We start from the raw sequence: 18,242 nt of genomic DNA, 5'->3' as shown, positions 1-18,242 counted from the left end.
GAGCCCGTGGTCTCGACGTCGTAGGGCGCGAAGCCGGTGTAGCGGGAGGGGCTGTCGTAAGCCATCGCGGACGAGATCGGAGCAACGCCAAGGACAAGGGCGGTGGCAAGAGCGGCGATACGGGTCTTCATGAAGGCTTGTACTCTCCAGTTTCGTACGAACCAAGTGGCTGGTCCGTTTCTGTCTGTCTGAACTGAAGATAGGAAGCCGTTTTCATTCTCGACGTGTCGCACGACACATGATGAAAGGGATTAGACGGCGTCTCTCAAAAGGCCCGATCGCGATCGGTTCTTGCCTTTGAGCGCGACGGTGCGGCGGGAGTTTTGGGAGGGGCACCAAAGCAGGGCCCGAACGCGCCCTTGTCAGGGCCCGGGATAGGGTCCCCGGAACAGGTCGCCCAAGGCCTTGCGCCGGAACAGGGTATGCCAGCGCCGGCGACGGTGTTCGGTCCGGTCGTGGTTCATGTGGCAGCGCTGGCAGAAGGCCGCGAGGTTCCGGGCCGCGTTGTTCGCGGTGTCGTGGTCGCGGTGCGCGGCCGCCAGGACGACGCGGGTCGTGCGCACCGTGCCGAGGACGTCGTCGGCCCCGACCGCGAGGCAGATGAAGCGGCCCGCGCCGTCGCGCCACGAGCCTTCCTGCCCGTCCCACCAGCGGCCATCGCCGAGGTGGAAGACGCGCTGGCCATGCGGGCGGGCGCAGACCTCGCACCGGCCTCGCGCCCGCTGGAAGCGGATGACGGCGGAGAGTTGCGGCCAGTCGATCGGGTAGAAGAAGCGGTGCTCGCGCCGGATCGGCATCGGTGTCAGGCCCGTCCCGGCGACTGTGCGGCCGGCCGCGCCGCATCCCCGGCGCGGGCACGCCGAGGGTCGCGGGTCTGGTCGTGGGCGGGGGCAGGAGGGACGACGGGCATCTCCGGATCATCGTTCGGCGGCGCGGTCGCGGCAACTGAAAACCCGGCCCGCCCGTCCCCGGCCGCGTCGAGGCGGGCGGCGGCGATTCCCGCGCTCACGAAGCGCCGGCCCAGGGCGCAGCCGACAGGACCTGGGTCAGGTAGGCGATCAGGGCGGTGACGCGGGCCGGGCGCAGGTCCCCGGGCGGCATCACGATGTGCAGGGCGATCGGCGGCAGGGACCAGTCCGGCAGCACGCGCTCCAGGCGGCCGGCCTTCAGGTCGTCCCAGATCATGAAGTCGGGCTGCACCGCGAGGCCGAGCCCGGCCCGCAGGGCGGGCGCCAGGGCCTCGGCATTGTTCGCCCGCATCGGTCCCTTGGGCACGATCGCGGCCTCGGCGCCGTGGCCGTCCGTGAAGCGCCAGCGATCCGGCGTCGGCAGGTAGGCATAGCCGAGGCAGGCGTGGTGGATCAGGTCGTCGGGATGGTGCGGCCGACCGTGCCGCTCGAGGTAGCCGGGCGTGGCCACCAGGGAGCGGCGCACGGCGCAGAGCTTGCGGGCGCGCAGGGACGAATCCGGCAGCGCGGCGATCCGCAGCCCGATGTCGAAGCCGCCGCCGATGAGATCCACGACGGCGTCGCTGAGGTGCAGGTCCACCGACACGGCGGGGTGACGGCTCAGGAAGTCCGGCAGGTGCGGCGCCACGTGCAGCACCCCGAAGGACATGGGTGCTGCGAGCCGCACGAGGCCCTGCGGCTCGGAGGCACCCGCGATGGCCTCCGCCTCGGCGGCCTCGCCCTCGGAAAGGATGCGGGCGGCTCCCTCCCGTGCGGCCTGTCCCGCCTCCGTCAGGGCGAGCTTGCGCGAGGTGCGGTGGAACAGGCGCGCGCCGATGCGGGCCTCCAGGCGGCCGACCGCCTTCGAGACGGTCGCCTTCGACAGGCCGAGATCGGAGGCGGCGCGGCCGAAGGAGCCCGTCTCGACCACCTTGGCGAAGATGGCCCAGGCCTCGAAATCGGGAAGACGCATGGGGTTGGTCCTGGAAACGATGCGTTTCCATCGTTTCTATTTCATAGTCACCTGAGGAGCCATACGCTGTCTTCATCGAAAGCCGACCAGCCCCGGGCGACGGAGACGACGATGAGCAAGCCCTATACCCGACTCGACCTCGACCAGGCCGTGGTTCTCCTCGTGGATCATCAGGCCGGCCTGCTCTCCCTGGTGCGGGACATCGAGCCGGACCGGTTCCGGAACAACGTGCTCGCGGTGGCGGACCTGGCCGCCTACTTCCGGCTTCCCACCATCCTGACCACGAGTTTCGAGGAGGGCCCGAACGGCCCGATCATGCCCGAGCTGAAGGCGAAGTTCCCCGATTCGCCCTTCATCGCGCGGCCCGGCCAGATCAACGCCTGGGACAATCCCGATTTCGTGGCCGCGATCCGGGCGACCGGCCGGCGCCAGCTCGTCATCGCCGGGGTGGTGACGGAGGTCTGCGTCGCCTTCCCGGCCCTGTCGGCCATCGCGGAGGGCTTCGAGGTGTTCGCGGTCACCGACGCCTCCGGCACCTTCAACCCGCTGGTGCGGGACGCCGCCTGGAACCGGATGTCGGCGGCGGGCGTGCAACTGATGACGTGGTTCGGCGTCGCCTGCGAACTGCATCGCGACTGGCGCCGCGACGTGGAGGGGCTGGCCGGCCTGTTGTCGAACCACATCCCCGACTACCGCAACCTGATGACGAGCTACGGTGCGCTCAAGGGCGCGATCCCGCAGGGCGTCGCTCCGCAGGGCCCCTCGGTCGCCTGATCGTTTCCCCGGCGCGCGGGGTCTGTGCCCGGCCGGGGAAACACCGCACGTTGGACCGCTGAATCACGCTTCGAGAGGAATGACCCATGAGCTGGCACGGCGCCGACGATCCCATCCCGGGGGATCACTTCACCTGTGACGCGATCAAGACCCTGATTGTGCCGCGCTCGCGGGATCTCGGCTCCTTCGCGGTCCGGCGCGCGCTCCCCTCCACGGAGTGCCGGATGGTCGGGCCGTTCATCTTCTTCGACCAGATGGGCCCCTCGGAGTTCCTCCTCGGTCAGGGCATGGACGTGCGGCCCCACCCCCATATCGGCCTCTCGACCGTGACCTACCTCTTCGAGGGCGAGATCATGCACCGGGACAGCCTGGGCACCGAACTGCCGATCCGCCCGGGCGAACTCAACTGGATGACGGCGGGCCGGGGCATCACCCACTCGGAGCGGACGGGCGCCGGCCTGAGGGCCACGGGCTCGCGGCTGTTCGGCCTCCAGAGCTGGGTGGCGCTCAGCGGTCGGGACGAGGAGACCGCCCCCGCCTTCGAGCATTACGAGGCCGAGGCCCTGCCGATCCTCACCGGCGAGGGCAAGCAGGTCCGGCTGATCGCGGGCGAGGCCTTCGGGGCGAGGTCTCCGGTGCGGACCTCGAGCCCGATGGTCTACGCGGACGTGGCCCTGGAGGCCGGTGCCGTGCTGCCCCTCGACCCCACCTACGACGAGCGCGCGATCTACACCGTCTCGGGGGCGATCGAGATCGCCGGGGACGGGTTCGGCCCCGGCCAGCTCCTCGTCTTCAATCCGGGCGACCGGATCTCCGTGCGGGCCACGCAGGCCGCCCGCTTCATGGTGCTGGGCGGCGAGCCGATGGACGGGCCGCGCCACCTCTGGTGGAACTTCGTCTCCTCGCGGCCCGAGCGGATCGAGCAGGCCAAGGAGGATTGGCGCCAGGCCCGCTTCGACACCGTGCCGGGCGAATCCGAGTTCATCCCGCTGCCGGAGCAGCCGGCGCCGGTGCGCTATCCCTGAGGCGGTGCCAGCGACGGCCGGCCGGGACAGGGCTTCCTTAACCAAAGCGATCGTATGCCGGGGGCACCTGTCCCCCGGTCTTCGCGAGCCCCGCCCGATGAGCCACCATACGGAAACGCTCGTGATCGGCGCCGGGCCGGCCGGCCTCACCGCCGCCTACCTGCTGGCCAAGGCCGGGCGCTCCGTGGCGGTCCTGGAGCGGGACCCCGTCCAGGTCGGGGGCATTAGCCGGACCGTCTCGCACAACGGCTACCTGTTCGACATCGGCGGCCACCGCTTCTTCTCGAAATCGAAGGCGGTGGTCGATCTCTGGGACGAACTCCTGCCCGACGACTTCATCGAGCGGCCGCGCCTGTCGCGGATCTTCTACAAGGGCAAGTACTACGCCTATCCGCTCAAAGCCTTCGAGGCCCTGCGCAACCTCGGGCTCATCGAGAGCGCGGCCTGCGTCGCCTCCTACCTGTATGCCCGCGCCCGGCCCATCGCCGAGCCCAAGAGCTTCCACGACTGGGTCCGTAACCGCTTCGGCGAGCGCCTGTTCTCGATCTTCTTCAAGACCTACACCGAGAAGGTCTGGGGGATGTCCTGCGACGACATCTCGGCGGACTGGGCGGCCCAGCGCATCAACGGCCTCGATCTCGGCGCAGCGATCCGCGACGCGCTGGTGCGCTCCCTCGGCCTGCGCAAGGCGCCCCGCGCGGGCGAGCCCGTGATCAAGACGCTGATCGAGTCCTTCCGCTATCCCCGCAAGGGGCCGGGCATGATGTGGGAGGCCGCCGCCGCGAAGGTCCGGGCCAAGGGCGGAACCCTGCACCTCGACCGCGGCGTGGACGGCCTGCATTACGAGCCCCGGACGAAGCTCTGGACCGTGACCGCCAGGGGCGGCGACGGCACGCGCGAGACCTTCACGGCCCGCAACATCGTCTCGTCGGCACCTTTGCGCGAACTCGCGGGCACGATCACCCCGGCCCCGCTCAGCACCTTCCAGGCGCGGGCGCTGCAATACCGCGACTTCCTCACCGTGGCGCTGATCGCCCGCTCCACGAAGGATTTCCCCGACAACTGGATCTACATCCACGATCCCAAGGTGCAGGTCGGGCGCGTCCAGAACTTCCGCTCCTGGTCGCCCGAGATGGTGCCGCACGCCGACCACACCTGCCTCGGCCTCGAATACTTCTGCTTCGAGGGCGACGGCCTCTGGGCCGCCTCGGACGAAGACCTCATCGCGCTCGCCAAGCGCGAGATCGGACAGATCGGGCTGATCCGGCCCGAGGACGTGGTCGATGCCTGCGTCGTGCGCCAGCCCAAGGCCTATCCGGTCTACGACGCGGACTACAAGGCGCATGTCGCCGCGATCCGGCGCGACCTGGAGCGGACCTATCCGAGCCTGCACCTCGTCGGCCGCAACGGCATGCACAAGTACAACAACCAGGACCACGCGATGATGACCGCGATGCTGACCGTGGAGAACATCCTCTCGGGCGAGCGCCGCTACGACCCCTGGTGCGTGAACGAGGACGCGGAATACACCGAGGCCGGCGTCTCGGGCGCCGCCGGGGCGCTCACCAGCGAGCGCCAGGTTCCCCGCCGGGCCGCCTGACGGCACGGGACGGGGCGGGCGCCATGGCCCGGCCGGGGAAGCGGGCGGACCGGTCGTCCGCACCGGAGGCCGCCCCGCCCTCCACGGACCGGCGCGGTGGCATCTGGCCCATTCTCGGGGCGGCGGGCCTGTACGGGCTCCTGCATCCCTATCGCGGCATCGACGGCGATGCCCGCCTCTATATCGGGCGGGCGCTCGCCGATCTCGACCCGGCCGGCATCGGGCGCGACCTGATGTTCGTCCATGACGGCCAGTCGCGCTTCAGTCTGTTTCCCCTCCTGCTGCGGGGGCTGGTGGAGGCTTTCGGCCCCGCCCAGGCGGCGCTCGCCGTCAGCCTCGCCGGGCTTGGCGCCTGGTTCTGCGCCGCCGCGGCCCTCGCGGCGAGCCTGGCCCCGCGCGGGCGCTGGCTCGTCCTCGCCGCCATGGCGGCGCTTCCGGCCTCGTACGGTTTTCCCGGGGTCTTCCGGGTGGGCGAGGCCCTGGCGACGCCCCGTACCCTCGCGGAGGCCGCCGTGCTCGCCAGCCTGGCGGCCTGTGCCGCCGGGCGCGACCGGCTCGCGGGCCTGCTCGCCCTCCTGGGCTGCCTCGTCCACCCGATCATGGGTCTGGCAGGGGTCGCGGTCCTCGCCCTCGTCCTCGCCGCGCGGGATCGACGCTGGCTGATCGCCCTCGTCGCGCTGCCCCTGGCGGCGCTGGCCGCCGCCGCCCTGGGGCTGCCGCTGTTCGACCGGCTGCTGCAGGGGCTCGACCCCGAATTCTCCGCCATCCTGCGCCTGCGCTGCGCCGACCTCTTCCCGTCCTTCTGGCCCGGCGCGGCCTGGGGGCCGATCGTGATTCAGGGGGCCTCGATCCTGATCGGCGCCACCCTCGCGCCGCCGCGGGTCCGGCCGATCCTGTACGCGGCGCTGGGGGCGGGGCTCATGGGCGTCGCCGCGTCCGCCCTCTTCGGCGACCGCTGGCCCGCGCTGCTCGTCGTCCAGCTTCAGCCCTGGCGCTTCCTCTGGCTGACCGCCGTGGTGGGGGCCGCCGCCTTCGGCCTCTGCGCCGCCGGCCTGTGGGGGCGGAGCGCGGACCGGCTCACCCTCGGCCTCCTCGCCCTCGGCTGGCTGTTCGCGGACGATCTCGTCATCGCGGCCGGCGCGGGCGCGACGGCGCTCGCCCTGCACACCGCCCTGCGCCGGACCCGGATCGATCCGACTCCCCGGATGATCCTCGTGATCGGCGCGCTCATCGGCGTTCTGGCGGCGAGCCGGCTGGCCCTCGAACTCTCCGCGCTCGCTTGGCTCCTCGGCCACCGGGACGAGGGGGCCGACCTCCGCCTCGGCGTGATCCGCAACTTTTCCCTCGTGCTGACCCTGGCGGTCGTTGCCGGACTCGTCTGGACGCGGACCGCCGGGCACCGGGGGGCCCGGATCGTCCTCGGGGCAGGGCTCGGCCTCGCCCTCGTCGTCCTCTGGGACGAGCGGACCGTGACGGCCCGCGCGATCGAGGCGCGTACGGCGCTGCCCGGCTTGGCGGCGGCCGTCGCGCGCCGGCCCGGCCCGGTGCTCTGGCTCGACGGCGAGACCCAGGCCTGGCTCCTGCTCGTCCGCGCGAACTGGAGCAGCAACCTGCAGGGCGCCGGCATCGTGTTCTCGCCCGCCCTGGCCCGGGCTTGGTCGGAGCGGATGGATCGCCTGATCGCGGCCGGCCTCGCCGCGCCGAATGACCGCGCGCCGTTCCACCCGGCCGGCCCCCGCCGCCCCGACGACCCGCCGGCCGCCGCGGTCGCGACCCTCTGCGCCGCGCCGGATGCGCCGGCCTGGATCGTCGTCCCCCTGCGGGATCGCCAGGAACTGCCCGGAAACGCCGGGATCTTTCCGCTCTCCGCGCCCGTCGTCACCGCGCGCACCACGCCGGGGGGCGTGTCCTGGCACCGGACGGTGGCCTACGGCCTGCTGCCCTGCCGGGGCTGACGGCGCCGGGCTTTCAGGACCGCAGCAGGACGGTCAAGCCACACAGGACGGCGATCGGGAGCGCGACGCAGCCGAACGACCAGGCGGCGACGCCGAAGGCCCCCGCCAGGGCACCGAGCGCGAAGGCGAGCACCGCCGGCAGCATCCGCCGCATGCGCAGGCGGGCGGGCCCGTCCGGCGCGACCGCGCCGCGTGCCCAGTCCACGAGATCGATCACCGCCTGGGTGACGTTGATCGTCATCACGGTGGTGGCGGCCAGATGCGGCAGGCCGAGGCGCCCGATCGCGTTCTGGACCCCCATCGCGGCGACGCCCAGCATGCCCACCGACACCGCCGCGACGCCGTCGGGCGAGCCCAGCGGCGTGAGGGCGAAGCCCGCGAGGCCGAAGCCCGCCAGCAGCAGCACCTCGAGGACGAGGAGCCAGGGCAGGGGCGCGCGTCCGCGCCGTTCCAGGCCGAGGGCGAGCAGGCGCGCGCCCGCCACCGCGAGGACGAAGGCCGGCAGCGCGAGGATCTTGGCGACGACCCCGGACGAGGTCGAGACGAGTTCGGCGCCGATCATCACGAAGTTTCCCGTGACGTGGGCCGTGAACAGGCCCGCAAGGGCGATGAACGCCGCCGCGTCGACGAAACCCGCCACGAAGGCGAGGCCGGTGCCGGCGTAGAAATCCTTGTCGAAGGCGCGCCGCGTATCCGCCTGGGCCGCCCCGGTCTCCGGTGTCCGTGCCATCTCGTATCCGCTCGGTCATGCTGTTCGAAACGACCGGTTGTCTGGCCGAAAGCCCGGCGAAGCGGAAGTGGCGGGGCGGACACGTCGTGCGAAACCTTGCCGCTGTCGCGGATCGACATGAACCGGGAGCGGTGCCGCTCGTTGTGTGAGGATGACCCGCACCCCATCCGATCCGAACCCCATTGCGCAGGCCCGTCATCGCGAACTCGCCATCGAGCACCTGCTTTTCGGCACCATCCAGCATCTCGCCCGGCAGAACCCGGACCTGCTGACGGCGCTCGAGGGAAGCCTCGATCACCTCTGGGACAAGGCCGACGACGAGACCCGGGACGACGAGGCCGTGCGCGATGTGGCCCGCCGCTTCCTCAAGAGCCTGCAGGCCGAGCGCTAGGACGAGCGCGGGCCGGCACCGATGTCACCGGAGGCGTTCCCGCAGCGGGGCGCGTTCCAACCGCAGGAGGTTCTCATGTCCGCATTCCTCGTTCGCCCCGCCCTCGTGGCGGCACTCGTGTTGGCCACGTCCGGCGTTGCGCTTGCGCGCGGCGGCGGCAGTAGCGGCGACGGCCTGTCGCCCTACGCAGCGCTCAGCGGCAACGACCGCTCGGCGGGCGTGAACAACGGGAATTATCGCTCCCCCGCCCTCGACCCCTATCTCGGGGCCTACGAAGGACGTTACGACCGCCCGGTGCGAGAGCGCTACCGCCCGAGCCGGCAGCCCTATTACGGTTATCCGTACTGACGGGCGTCTCCGGCTCGGATGTCGATCCGAGTCGGGTTGAGGGGGCCAAGCATGCTGCGGCTTAGTTGGCCACACCCGACGAACGACGCCCGTTTCCTCGTGGTGCGGCCGGCGGCCGATGGGGCGTGAGCGGATCGCGGCGATGATCAGAGAGCGATCTGCGGCGCGCGCGAGGCATCCGCCGCGGAGGGCGGCTTCGAGGAAGTGAAAATTCGCGCGCGCCGATCCATCGCCGCGTTGGGGCGTTCACCGTCGGAACGGCCGCGATGTCCGCCGCCGGGAGCCTCCACATGGACACGAATCCCTTGCCCGCCTCCGCCTTCGGCGCCCCCGCCGTCCTGCTCTCCGGACCCGTCGACCACGACATGTACCGGAGCTTCCGGAGCCAGTTCGATGCGGCGGCCGACCGTGACCTCGTGGTGGTCGAACTGACGACCCTGGGCGGCGACCCCGAGGTGGCCCGGATGATGGGTGAAGACATCCGCTTCCACACGGATCTCTCGCCGAACCGCCGTTTCGTCTTCCTCGGCAAGGCCGCGATCTACTCGGCCGGCACCACCTTCATGAGCTTCTTCGCGCGGCCCAACCGCTATCTCACCCGCGGCACGCGCCTGATGATCCACGAGCGCAAGCTCTCCAAGGAGATCAAGCTCAACGGCCCGCTGACCACCTGCGTCGCCTCGGTCAAGGCGGCTCTCCACGAGATCGAATGCTCGATCGAGATCCAGAACGAGGGCTTCGCCAACCTCGTCCGCGATTCGCAGGTGAGCCTGGACGAAGTTCTCCGGCGGGCACCGGAGAACTGGTACATCGAGGCGGGGCACGCGCAGGAACTCGCGCTGATCGAAGCCGTGCTCTGAGGCGGCCTTCCCCTCAGCGGGGGGACAGGTCCGGATGCGGATCGTCCTCGCCGCGCGCGTCCCCGTGCGGCTCGCCCGGGGTCACCGCCGCGCGGGCGGCCCGCCGGCTCAGGGCACGCTCGTTCGCCTCCTGACCGCACTTCTCCACGTGGACCACGCGGTTGACGACCTGGAGGTTCGGCGCCCCCCAATAGTCGAGGAGGGTCGGCCACGGGGCGTCGCGGTGCTCGCGCCAGACGCGGTAGAGCGGCACGCGGTGGTCGACCTCGGCGGTCTTGAACAGGCGTTTGCCCGAGGCGGCGCAGCGGTGGCGCTGGCGGGCCTTGAGGGCCTTCACCTGGTCGCTCGGCGCCACCCAGAGCTTCCAGGCGGTGACGCAGGCGGCGTGCCAGCGGGCGTTCTTGTTCGGTGCGCCCGCGTCCCAGAGATCGCGGTGCCAGCCGAAGCGATAGACCGGCTGCCCGCAGATGCAGCAATGCCCCTTGCCGCGCGCATGCGCGGGTTCGCGGAAGGGCGAGGGCGGCAGGCGGAAGGTCGCCGCGAGGCCGGAATCCTTCCCCGTGCCCAGCCGCCACGTCCAGCCCTCGGGGTGCCCCGAGCGCGTGGCGAGGGCGCGGGCGAGGCGGTCGGCGCGCAGGAGATGCGCGCGCCAGTAGCTTTCGACCGCGAGGCGCGGCGTCGGCGGGATGAGCGGGCGCGCCAGCGCGTGCTGGAGCACCGGAGCCGGAAACCGTGCCGGCAACGCCCGCTCGAGGCGCGCGCGGGCCGCGACGTTGCGCGTCGCCCGCCATTCGGAGGCGGTGCTCACGCCTCGCTGAGAACGCGGTCGTCGGCCGGACGGACGGCCGTCACGGCCGCCTGCGGCGGCCGACCCGCCACGGCGTCGGCGAGCCGGTTCAGGCGCCGGCCGAGATCGACGACCTCGTTCAGCGCGATGGACTTCTCGCCGTTCTTCACGGCGCGGGTGATGTCGCTCAACTGCAGCTTGGAGATGCGGAGCAACTCGGCGGCCAATTGGTCTCGGGTCATCATGCGGTTCGCAAGGGTCCTGTCATCGCTGGGTTTCTGAGGCCTAAGGCGCAAGGGTTACCGAGGCGTTGCGGCGGGGGGGCGCCCGTGTGCCCGGCCCGGGCGGGACCGGATCGCGGCAGGGATTTGCGCCTCGGGCATCGTGCCGCCCTCTCAGCGTTCGAGGACGCCGAACCACGACGTGACGGGATCGATGACCCCGGCGGCCACCGAGGCCGCCCAGGCCCTGGCCCGTTCCGTCAGGCCCCGGCGCCCGCCCCGGCCGCCGCCGGACGGCTCCGCGCGCATCGCGGCGGCGACATAGGCGTCCTCGCCCGCCCGGCACTCGTCGAGGGCGCTGCGCTCGGAAGCCGCCCGGCTCTGGGTCCTGGGCTGGCGCCGGAACGCCTCCCGCACGCAGTCGTGCCATTCCTGCTCCAGGGCGGCGAGATCGTCCGGCGGAGCCGACGACGTCCCGGCCGCCGCGCCCTCGCCGGCGAGTCCGATCGACAGGAAGGCGGTGAGGACGATCATGCGCATGGCGCGCTTATGGCCGATTCGGCCGTCGTGCGCCAGGAACGTAAGAGCAACATCGCGGCGGCTTCGGGGTCGCGCGGACGCCTTCAGCGGCCTGGCGTCAGCTCCGGCTTCGGGGCCTGCGCCTCCGGCCCGAGCAGGGCGCTCTTCGGCATCAGCATGTGCACGCCCTTGTTGCCGTCCACCGTCTGGGTGATGCGCAGGTTCCCGGCCAGCGAGCACAGCATGTAGGCCTGGTTGCGGGTGAGGCCGGTGCGTTCGCAGACGAGGCGCACCATCTCGCGCACGGCCTGGCGCATCGCCTCGTCGAGGCTCTCGTGCAGGCCGATCGACATCAGGTCCGTGGGCGTCTCGGCGAAGGGCCAGGCATGGCCGAGATCCTTGCGAACGGTGAGGCGGAACGTGCCGGTCAGGCCGGTCTCCAGGGCGGTGATGCAGACCTCGCCGTCGCCCTGCACACCGTGGCCGTCGCCGGCGTAGAAGCCCGCGCCCGGATTGTAGACCGGCAGGTAGAGCGTGGTGCCGACCTTCAGCTCCTTGTTGTCCATGTTGCCGCCGAACCCGCGCGGGACCGGGGTTCCGACCCGCCCCCAGGCGGCGGGCGGTGCCGTGCCCATGATGCCGAAGAACGGATCGAGGGGCAGTTCCGTGCCCCAGGGCAGCACAGCGACGCCGCGGGCGACGTCGATGTCGGGGTGGATGGTCTCGTAGTCGGTGAACTCGTCCGGCAGGGTGCCGAGGAGCGGCAGGATCGCCACGAAGCCCCAGTCCATGCGGAACTTCAGATCGAGGATGTCGACCTGGAGCATGTCGCCGGGCTCGGCGCCGCGCACGTGGACGGGGCCTGTGACGAAGTGGGGGCCGGGCCCCTGCGCGAGGGTGTCGAGGGCGAGGCGATAATCCTGCGGCACCCGCGCGGGATCGGGGTGGAGCGATTCCCGTCCCCCCGCCGGAAAGGAGTGCAGCGTCACGGTATCGCCGGAGGCGATCTCCAGCACCGGGGGCAGGGCGGCGTCGAAGTAACCCAGGACCATGTTCTCGGGGGTCGCGGGGATTTCGTGATGCGTCGGCATGCGGGCTCCTGTGTCAGACGGCGATGTGCCGGGAAACGGCGTCGTGGTTCAGGTCCTGGCGCAGGCCCTGCTCGACCACGGCGCCGCGCGAGAGGACGACGAAGGCGTCGGCGAGCCGGATCGCGAAGGCGAGGTACTGCTCGACCAAGACCACGGTGATGCGGCCCTGGAGCCCCGCGATCACGCCCTCGATGGCCGAGACGATGGAGGGTTGGATGCCCTCGGTCGGCTCGTCGAGGAGGAGGATGCGCGGCCGGGTCGCCAGGGCCCGGGCGATGGCGAGTTGCTGTTGCTGACCGCCGGAGAGGTTTCCGCCCGGCCGGTGCCAGAGTTCGCGCAGGGCCGGGAACAGCGCGACGGCCTCGTCGACGGCCCCGCTCCGGTCCAGGCCGTGGGCCCGGGCCGCGACCCGGAGATTCTCCGCGACGCTGAGGTCGCCGAAGATCTCCCGGCCCTGGGGCACGATGGCGAGGCCCGCCCGGGCCCGCCGGTCGGAGGCCATCCGCGTGATGTCGGTGCCGTCGAGGGCGACGCTTCCCCGGGTCGTCGGGATCAGGCCGGTGAGGCAGCGCAGCAGGGTCGTCTTGCCGGCCCCGTTGCGGCCGAGCACGGCCAGGCAGGCGCCGGGCGCGACCGCGAGGTCGACCCCGCGCAGGACCTGGGCGCTGCCGTAATGCTGGTCGAGCCCCGAAACCGCGAGACCGGCCGGAGGCGGGGGGTGGGGCGTACTCATCGGCCGAGAAACACCTCGATCACGCGGGCATCGGCCCGCGCCTGCGCCATGCCGCCCTCGAACAGGGTCCGGCCCTCGTGCAGCACCGTGACCCGGTCGGTCACCGCCTCGACAAAGGCCATGTCGTGCTCGATCACCAGGATGGCCCGGTCGGGCCGGCGCAGCGTCCCGATGATTTCGGCCGTGCGGGCCGTCTCGGCGTCCGACAGGCCGGCCACCGGCTCGTCGAGGAGGATCACGCGGGGCTCGGAGGCCAGCACCATGCCGATCTCCAGCCACTGCTTCTCCCCATGGGCCAGGGCGCCGGCCGGCACGTCGGCCCGCCCTTCGAGGCCGGTCTCGGACAGGGCCGCCGCGAGGCGAGCGCTGCGCGTGGCCGCCGGGCATCCGGGCCCGCAGCCGAGACCGAGGTTCTCGCGCACGGTCAGGGCCGGGAAGACGCTCGGCTTCTGGAACTTGCGGCGTACCCCGGCCCGGGCGATCTCGGCCTCCGAGCGCTTCGTCAGGTCGAGGCCGTCGCCGAGGTGGATATGCCCGGATTTCGGCCGGGTGATCCCCGTGATCGCATCCAGCAGGGTGGTCTTGCCGGCCCCGTTGGGACCGATCACCGCCCGGACCTCGCCCGGATCGACGGCGAGGGAGAGCCCGTCCAGGGCCCGGAAGGCCCCGAACACGACCGTGAGGCCGTCGATGACGAGGGCGCTCACGGACGCGCCCCGCCGCGCCGGAGCCAGGTCGGCCGCAGCCGCAGGGTCGCGAGGTCGAGGAGCCCGTTGGGGAGACCGAGCACCACCGCGAGGACGAGCCCCGAGAGGATGAAGGGCCAGGCCTCGGGCAGCGCCGCGCTCAGCCAGAACTTGAGGGCATTCACCGCCACGGCGCCGATCACCGCGCCGCTGAGGCGGCCCATGCCGCCGATGGCGACCCAGACCGCGATCTCGATGGACAGATCCGGGCTGAGCACGCGCGGATTGATGATGCCGACCTGGGGCACGTAGAGGATGCCGGCCAGGGCCGCGATGGCGGCCGAGAGGCACCAGATCCCGAGCTTGAGGCGCGTCGTGCCGTAGCCGAGGGTGCGCAGGCGCGCCTCGTCGTCCCGGCAGGCCAGCATCCGCCGCCCGAGCGGGCTCGCAACCAGGGCCCGCGCCCCGGCCAGGACGCCGGCCAGGGCGACGAGCGTCGCCACGGCGAGGCCGGTGGCGATCCCTGGCGTGCTCATCGGCCAGCCGAACAGGACGTCGAAGCCCGTCATCCCGTTGTTGCCGCCGAGCCCGGTGTCGTTGCGGAACATCAGCAGCATGGCGACGTAGACCAGCGCCTGACTGATGATCGAAAAGTAGACCCCGTTCACCCGCGAGCGGAACGAGGCGAGGCCGAACGCGAAGGCGACGGCGACGGCCAGCCCCAGCGCGAGCGCCAGGGCATAGGGCGCGTTCGTCAGCCCGGCCCAATAGGCGGGCAGGCTCTTCCAGCCCATGAACTGCATCAGGTCCGGCGCCCTGCCCGTGACCGCGTAGGCGTGGGCCAGGAGGTGCATGGCGCAGACGTAGCCGCCGATGGCGAAGAACAGCCCGTGCCCGAGGCTGAGGATGCCGAGATAGCCCCAGACGAGGTCGAGGGAGACGGCCAGGATCGCGAAGGCCGCCAGTTGCCCGATCATGTTGACGAGGTAGGGGGCGGGCTGGAGCAGCACGAGGCCGAGGGCCGAGGCCAGGACGAGGCCGACGAGGCCCGCGAGCAGCGGGTCGCCCCCGAAACCTGCGCCGATGCGCCGGGCCGCCGGGATGCGGGGCGACAGGTCCACGGCGCCGCTCATCGCCGCCGCCGCATGGCGAACAGCCCCTCGGGCCGTCGCTGGAGGAACAGGATGATGCCGGCCAGCACGATGACCTTGGCGGCTACCGCCCCGTAGAGCGGCTCGATGAGGACGTTGGCGCCCCCGATGCCGAGCGCCGCCACCAGGGTCCCCACCACGGTGCCGACGCCGCCGAGCACCACCACCATGAAGCTGTCGACGATGAAGTTGGCGCCCATGCCGGGATTCACGCTGTAGATCGGGCAGAGGGCCACGCCGGCGAGGCCGGCCAGCCCCGAACCGAAGCCGAAGGCGAGGCGGTCGACCCGCCGGGTGCGGATGCCGAGGCAGGCGGCCATGTCGCGGTTCTGGGTCACGGCGCGGATATCGAGCCCGAGCGGCGTCCGCTTCAGGATGACGAGGGTCAGCACGAGGGTGACGGCCGCGAAGGCGATGGCGAAGAGGCGGTTCCAGGTCACCACGAAGTCGGCGTAGAGCGGAACGCCGCCGCTGACGTAGGACGGCATCGTGAACTGCAGGTTCTGCGAGCCGACCGCGACCCGCACCCCGTTGATCAGGAACAGGCTCACGGCCCAGGTGGCGAGCAGGCTCATCAGCGGACGCCGGTAGAGGTGGCGCAGGATGAGCGCTTCGATGGCGATGCCGACCCCCGCCGATGCCAGGAACGCGACGGGAATCGCGACGAGCAGGTAGCTGTCGAGCCAGGCCGGCGCGAGGCGGCGCAGGGCCTCCTGCACGCCGTAGGTCGCGTAGGCGCCGATCATGATGAACTCGCCCTGGGCGAGGTTGATGACGCCCATCAAGCCGAAGATGATCGCGAGGCCGGCGGCCGCCATGAACAGGATGCTGGCAAAGCTCAAGCCGTTGTAGAGCACCGCGAGGCCGTCCCCGATGGACACGGCGCGCTCCACCCGGGCGAGGGCGGCATCGAGGGTGGCGCGGAAGGCGGGATCCGTGCCGTAGGCCGGGTCAGCCTTCAGGGCGGAGAGCCGCGAGCGGGCCGCCCCCGAGGGCGCCTCCGAGACCGCGCGGATCGCCGCGAGACGGCGGGCCGGATCGGCGGAGGACAGGGCGGCGGATTGCGCGACCGCCGCGAGGCTCAGCCTGAGGCCGGGATCCGTCTCGGCGGCGGCCGCGCGCAGGAGGAGCGCTTCCGGCACGGCGGCGATGCGGCGCTCCAGGGTGGCGAGACCGGTCCGGCGCGCCTCGACGCCCGGCGCGGTCAGCAGGACCGCTGCCCCGGAGGCGGTCTCGACGAGGGCGCGCTGGCGCAGGCCGAGCACCGGCGAGCGCCCGCCCGCCGCCGGCCGTGCCGCTCCGGTGGCCGCGTCGACGCCCTCGGCGGCGCCGGCGCGATCGAGGAGCAGGGCGGTCTCGCCGAGGCAGGCGAGGCGCCGGTCGAGGAGGGCGCGCAGGGCCGTGCCGGCCCAGGCGACGTCACTGCTCTCCGCCTCCGAGGCGATGCCGAGGAAAGACTCGACGGACCTCGTCTGCGCCGCGCCGTCCCCGCACAGGGCGGCCGCGAAGGCGCCGCGATCGAGGGGCGCGGCGGCCGCGAGGGCCGGTTGCATCACCAGGCTCGCGATCCAGACGAGGAGACCGGCGAGCCCGAACCGTCCCGGGCCCTCAACCATACGGGCTGAACGGCACGGGCTTCGGGGCATCGGGCGACTGCCAGAGGATGTCGAAGCCCTGCTTCTCGTTGACCGAGCCGATGAAGACGCCCCGGGCGACGTAGTTGTTCTCGCTCCCCATGGTCAGCGTGTAGCCGGACGGGTCGGCGAAGCTGAGACCGGGGAAGGCCTTGCGCACCTCCGGCACGTCGAAGCTGCCCGCCTTGGCGGCGGCGAGCGCCCAGAGTTGGACGCTGTCATAGGCCGAGACCATGGGGTCGATGACCGTGTCGGCGCTGAAGGGGACGCCCTTGGCTTTCACGTAGGCCGCCCACTCGGAGAGGAACCGCGTGTTGGCCTCGGCCTTGGCCGCCTGGAGATAGGCCCAGCAATTCAGGTGGCCGACGAGGGGGGCGGTATCGAGGCCCTCGAGGTCGGCCTCCACCATGTCGAGGCCGAGGATCGGCACGTCGGTGGCGCGGATGCCCTGATTGGCGAATTCGCGCAGGAAGTCGGGGATCGAGGAGCCGACCACGGTGAGCACCACGATGGGCTGTCCGCCGGGCTGCGCGGCGAAGCTGCGGATCTGGTTCACCAGGGTCTGGAAGTTGGAGAAGCCCAGCGGCACGTATTCCTCGCGCCACGCGGTCTCGGGCACGCCCTTGGAGGTCCAGTAGGCCTTGAGCTGCTTGTTGATGGTGCGTGGCCAGACGTAGTCCGAACCGATCATGAAGAAGCGCTTGGCGCCGACCCCTTCGGCGCCCATCAGGTAATCCACCGCCGGCAGCACCGAGCTCGCCGGGGGCGAGTTCGCGTAGACGATGTTCTTCGAGTTCTCGTCGCCCTCGAAGTGGAGCGGATAGAACAGGAGCCCGTCGTTCTGCTCGACCACCGGCAGCACGGACTTTCGCGAGACGGAGGTCCAGCAGCCGAACAGGGCCGCGACCTTCTCCTGCTGCAGCATCTGCCGGCCGATCTGCGCGTAGAGCGGCCAGTCGGAGGCCGGGTCCGAGGTCACCACCTCGATGCGCCGCCCGTTGACCCCGCCCTTCGCGTTGATGCCGTCGGCGGCCATGCGCACCACGTGGTTCAGGCGCCCTTCGAGATTGGCCATGGTGCCCGAGGACGAGAACAGGCAGCCGAGCTTGACCGTGTCGGCCGCCCAGGCGGGCCTGATGAGGGCGGGGGCGGCCAGGGCCGCCGTGGTGCCCAGGAAGCCGCGTCTCGTGAATCCGACCATCGCTCTCGTCCCGTGCCGTGACCGGCGGATTGTCGGAGGTGAGGGTCCGGGGCGGAAGGCCAAATGGATTGCAGGGCGCTCCGCTCGTGCGCAAAACCCGGGCGTTTCGCCCATGCCAGGGGCGGTCGCGCGACCAATACGTCAAAATTGACAGAACAGGCCGGGGATTCGTCTTGCGGGCAAGCGGTTCGTTTCTTGCGGGCGCACCGAATGCGACAGCGAACACGGGGGCCTTGGCGCATGCGTCGATCCCGACACACGGATCAGGAAATCGCCTTCCTCCTGCGGGAGGCCGAGAACGGAACGGCGATCGCGGCGATCTGCGCCTCCGCGCGGGTCTCCCTCGGGACGTTCTACCGCTGGCGCCGCCGCTTCGGGGGCCTCGCCCCGGCGGGGGTGGAGCGGCTCGCGGCGGTCGAGCGCGAGAACGCGCGGCTGCACGCGGAGGTGACGGCGCTGCGCCACGCCCTGCTGGCGAAGGCTCGTGCCGCGCCGCCTCCGGCGCCGAGGCGTGCCGGGCCGGAAGCGTCTGTCCCAATGCGTGCCCCCGCCCGGTTTCGTGCCGGCGACGCCTCGGGCGGGCGCTTCGCCTGCGTGCGCACCGCGACCTGACGCG

Annotated in this window: 20 protein-coding genes; 8 read left to right on the top strand and 12 right to left on the bottom strand. The window is 71.7% G+C overall.

Annotated elements, in window-relative coordinates; genetic code table 11:
* Nucleotides 1-362 precede the first annotated feature (362 nt).
* Both MKK58_RS10795 and MKK58_RS10790 read right to left on the bottom strand, forming a co-directional pair.
* A complete protein-coding gene (locus MKK58_RS10795; RefSeq protein ID WP_243912079.1) occupies nt 363-797 on the bottom strand; it encodes a hypothetical protein in 435 nt (144 codons plus the stop codon).
* A 208-nt stretch (nt 798-1,005) separates the two neighbouring features.
* A complete protein-coding gene (locus tag MKK58_RS10790; RefSeq protein ID WP_243912078.1) occupies nt 1,006-1,920 on the bottom strand; it encodes a LysR family transcriptional regulator in 915 nt (304 codons plus the stop codon).
* 111 nt (nt 1,921-2,031) lie between these two features.
* Between MKK58_RS10790 and ycaC the strand changes: the two genes are divergently transcribed.
* From ycaC to MKK58_RS10770, 4 genes are all read left to right on the top strand, one after another.
* Nucleotides 2,032-2,694 (top strand): isochorismate family cysteine hydrolase YcaC, encoded by a 663-nt coding sequence (ycaC, locus tag MKK58_RS10785; protein ID WP_243912077.1) that lies wholly within the window; start codon nt 2,032-2,034, stop codon nt 2,692-2,694.
* 86 nt (nt 2,695-2,780) lie between these two features.
* Nucleotides 2,781-3,719, top strand: a complete 939-nt coding sequence (locus tag MKK58_RS10780; protein WP_238281031.1) for a pirin family protein — start codon at nt 2,781-2,783, stop codon at nt 3,717-3,719.
* A gap of 97 nt (nt 3,720-3,816) precedes the next feature.
* Nucleotides 3,817-5,319, top strand: a complete 1,503-nt coding sequence (locus MKK58_RS10775) for an NAD(P)/FAD-dependent oxidoreductase (protein ID WP_243912076.1) — start codon at nt 3,817-3,819, stop codon at nt 5,317-5,319.
* A 23-nt stretch (nt 5,320-5,342) separates the two neighbouring features.
* Nucleotides 5,343-7,274: a hypothetical protein gene (locus MKK58_RS10770; RefSeq protein ID WP_243912075.1), complete on the top strand. Its 1,932-nt coding sequence runs from the start codon at nt 5,343-5,345 to the stop codon at nt 7,272-7,274.
* A 13-nt stretch (nt 7,275-7,287) separates the two neighbouring features.
* Here the strand turns inward: MKK58_RS10770 and MKK58_RS10765 are convergent, their stop codons facing one another.
* Nucleotides 7,288-8,004 (bottom strand): YoaK family protein, encoded by a 717-nt coding sequence (locus MKK58_RS10765; protein ID WP_243912074.1) that lies wholly within the window; start codon nt 8,002-8,004, stop codon nt 7,288-7,290.
* A 151-nt stretch (nt 8,005-8,155) separates the two neighbouring features.
* Here MKK58_RS10765 and MKK58_RS10760 point away from each other — a divergent pair, with 151 nt between their 5' ends.
* From MKK58_RS10760 to MKK58_RS10750, 3 genes are all read left to right on the top strand, one after another.
* Nucleotides 8,156-8,395: a hypothetical protein gene (locus MKK58_RS10760; RefSeq protein WP_238281035.1), complete on the top strand. Its 240-nt coding sequence runs from the start codon at nt 8,156-8,158 to the stop codon at nt 8,393-8,395.
* Nucleotides 8,396-8,470: 75 nt separating this feature from the next.
* Entirely contained in the window at nt 8,471-8,743 is a 273-nt protein-coding gene (locus MKK58_RS10755; protein ID WP_243912073.1) for a hypothetical protein, read from the top strand.
* 290 nt (nt 8,744-9,033) lie between these two features.
* Nucleotides 9,034-9,603 (top strand): peptidase S14, encoded by a 570-nt coding sequence (locus tag MKK58_RS10750; RefSeq protein ID WP_243912072.1) that lies wholly within the window; start codon nt 9,034-9,036, stop codon nt 9,601-9,603.
* A gap of 13 nt (nt 9,604-9,616) precedes the next feature.
* Here MKK58_RS10750 and MKK58_RS10745 read toward each other — a convergent pair whose 3' ends face one another.
* The 9 genes from MKK58_RS10745 to MKK58_RS10705 form a co-directional block, all read right to left on the bottom strand.
* Nucleotides 9,617-10,411 (bottom strand): hypothetical protein, encoded by a 795-nt coding sequence (locus tag MKK58_RS10745; protein ID WP_243912071.1) that lies wholly within the window; start codon nt 10,409-10,411, stop codon nt 9,617-9,619.
* Nucleotides 10,408-10,635, bottom strand: a complete 228-nt coding sequence (locus tag MKK58_RS10740) for a hypothetical protein (RefSeq protein WP_243912070.1) — start codon at nt 10,633-10,635, stop codon at nt 10,408-10,410. Before MKK58_RS10740 ends, MKK58_RS10745 begins: the two co-directional genes overlap by 4 nt.
* Before the next feature lie 150 nt (nt 10,636-10,785).
* A complete protein-coding gene (locus MKK58_RS10735) occupies nt 10,786-11,151 on the bottom strand; it encodes a hypothetical protein (protein ID WP_243912069.1) in 366 nt (121 codons plus the stop codon).
* Nucleotides 11,152-11,234: 83 nt separating this feature from the next.
* Complete coding sequence (locus MKK58_RS10730) at nt 11,235-12,221, bottom strand: acetamidase/formamidase family protein (RefSeq protein WP_243912068.1); 987 nt, start codon at nt 12,219-12,221, stop codon at nt 11,235-11,237.
* 13 nt (nt 12,222-12,234) lie between these two features.
* Complete coding sequence (gene urtE / locus MKK58_RS10725; RefSeq protein ID WP_243912067.1) at nt 12,235-12,954, bottom strand: urea ABC transporter ATP-binding subunit UrtE; 720 nt, start codon at nt 12,952-12,954, stop codon at nt 12,235-12,237.
* Nucleotides 12,951-13,661 carry an ABC transporter ATP-binding protein gene (locus MKK58_RS10720; RefSeq protein WP_243912066.1) on the bottom strand — a complete coding sequence of 237 codons (711 nt, stop codon included), beginning with the start codon at nt 13,659-13,661 and terminating at the stop codon, nt 12,951-12,953. Before MKK58_RS10720 ends, urtE begins: the two co-directional genes overlap by 4 nt.
* Nucleotides 13,658-14,773, bottom strand: coding sequence for an urea ABC transporter permease subunit UrtC (urtC, locus tag MKK58_RS10715; RefSeq protein WP_243912065.1), 1,116 nt, complete (start codon nt 14,771-14,773; stop codon nt 13,658-13,660). The genes MKK58_RS10720 and urtC overlap by 4 nt, the downstream gene beginning before the upstream one ends.
* Nucleotides 14,770-16,407 carry an urea ABC transporter permease subunit UrtB gene (gene urtB / locus MKK58_RS10710; protein ID WP_243912064.1) on the bottom strand — a complete coding sequence of 546 codons (1,638 nt, stop codon included), beginning with the start codon at nt 16,405-16,407 and terminating at the stop codon, nt 14,770-14,772. The genes urtC and urtB overlap by 4 nt, the downstream gene beginning before the upstream one ends.
* Nucleotides 16,400-17,626: a transporter substrate-binding protein gene (locus tag MKK58_RS10705; RefSeq protein WP_243912063.1), complete on the bottom strand. Its 1,227-nt coding sequence runs from the start codon at nt 17,624-17,626 to the stop codon at nt 16,400-16,402. The genes urtB and MKK58_RS10705 overlap by 8 nt, the downstream gene beginning before the upstream one ends.
* 240 nt (nt 17,627-17,866) lie before the next feature.
* Between MKK58_RS10705 and MKK58_RS10700 the strand changes: the two genes are divergently transcribed.
* A complete protein-coding gene (locus MKK58_RS10700) occupies nt 17,867-18,238 on the top strand; it encodes a transposase (protein WP_243912062.1) in 372 nt (123 codons plus the stop codon).
* The last annotated feature ends 4 nt before the right edge of the window (nt 18,239-18,242 follow it).

The organism is Methylobacterium sp. J-078, from assembly GCF_022829285.1.
Lineage (GTDB): Bacteria > Pseudomonadota > Alphaproteobacteria > Rhizobiales > Beijerinckiaceae > Methylobacterium.
This window is presented reverse-complemented; position numbering and strand designations above follow the sequence as displayed.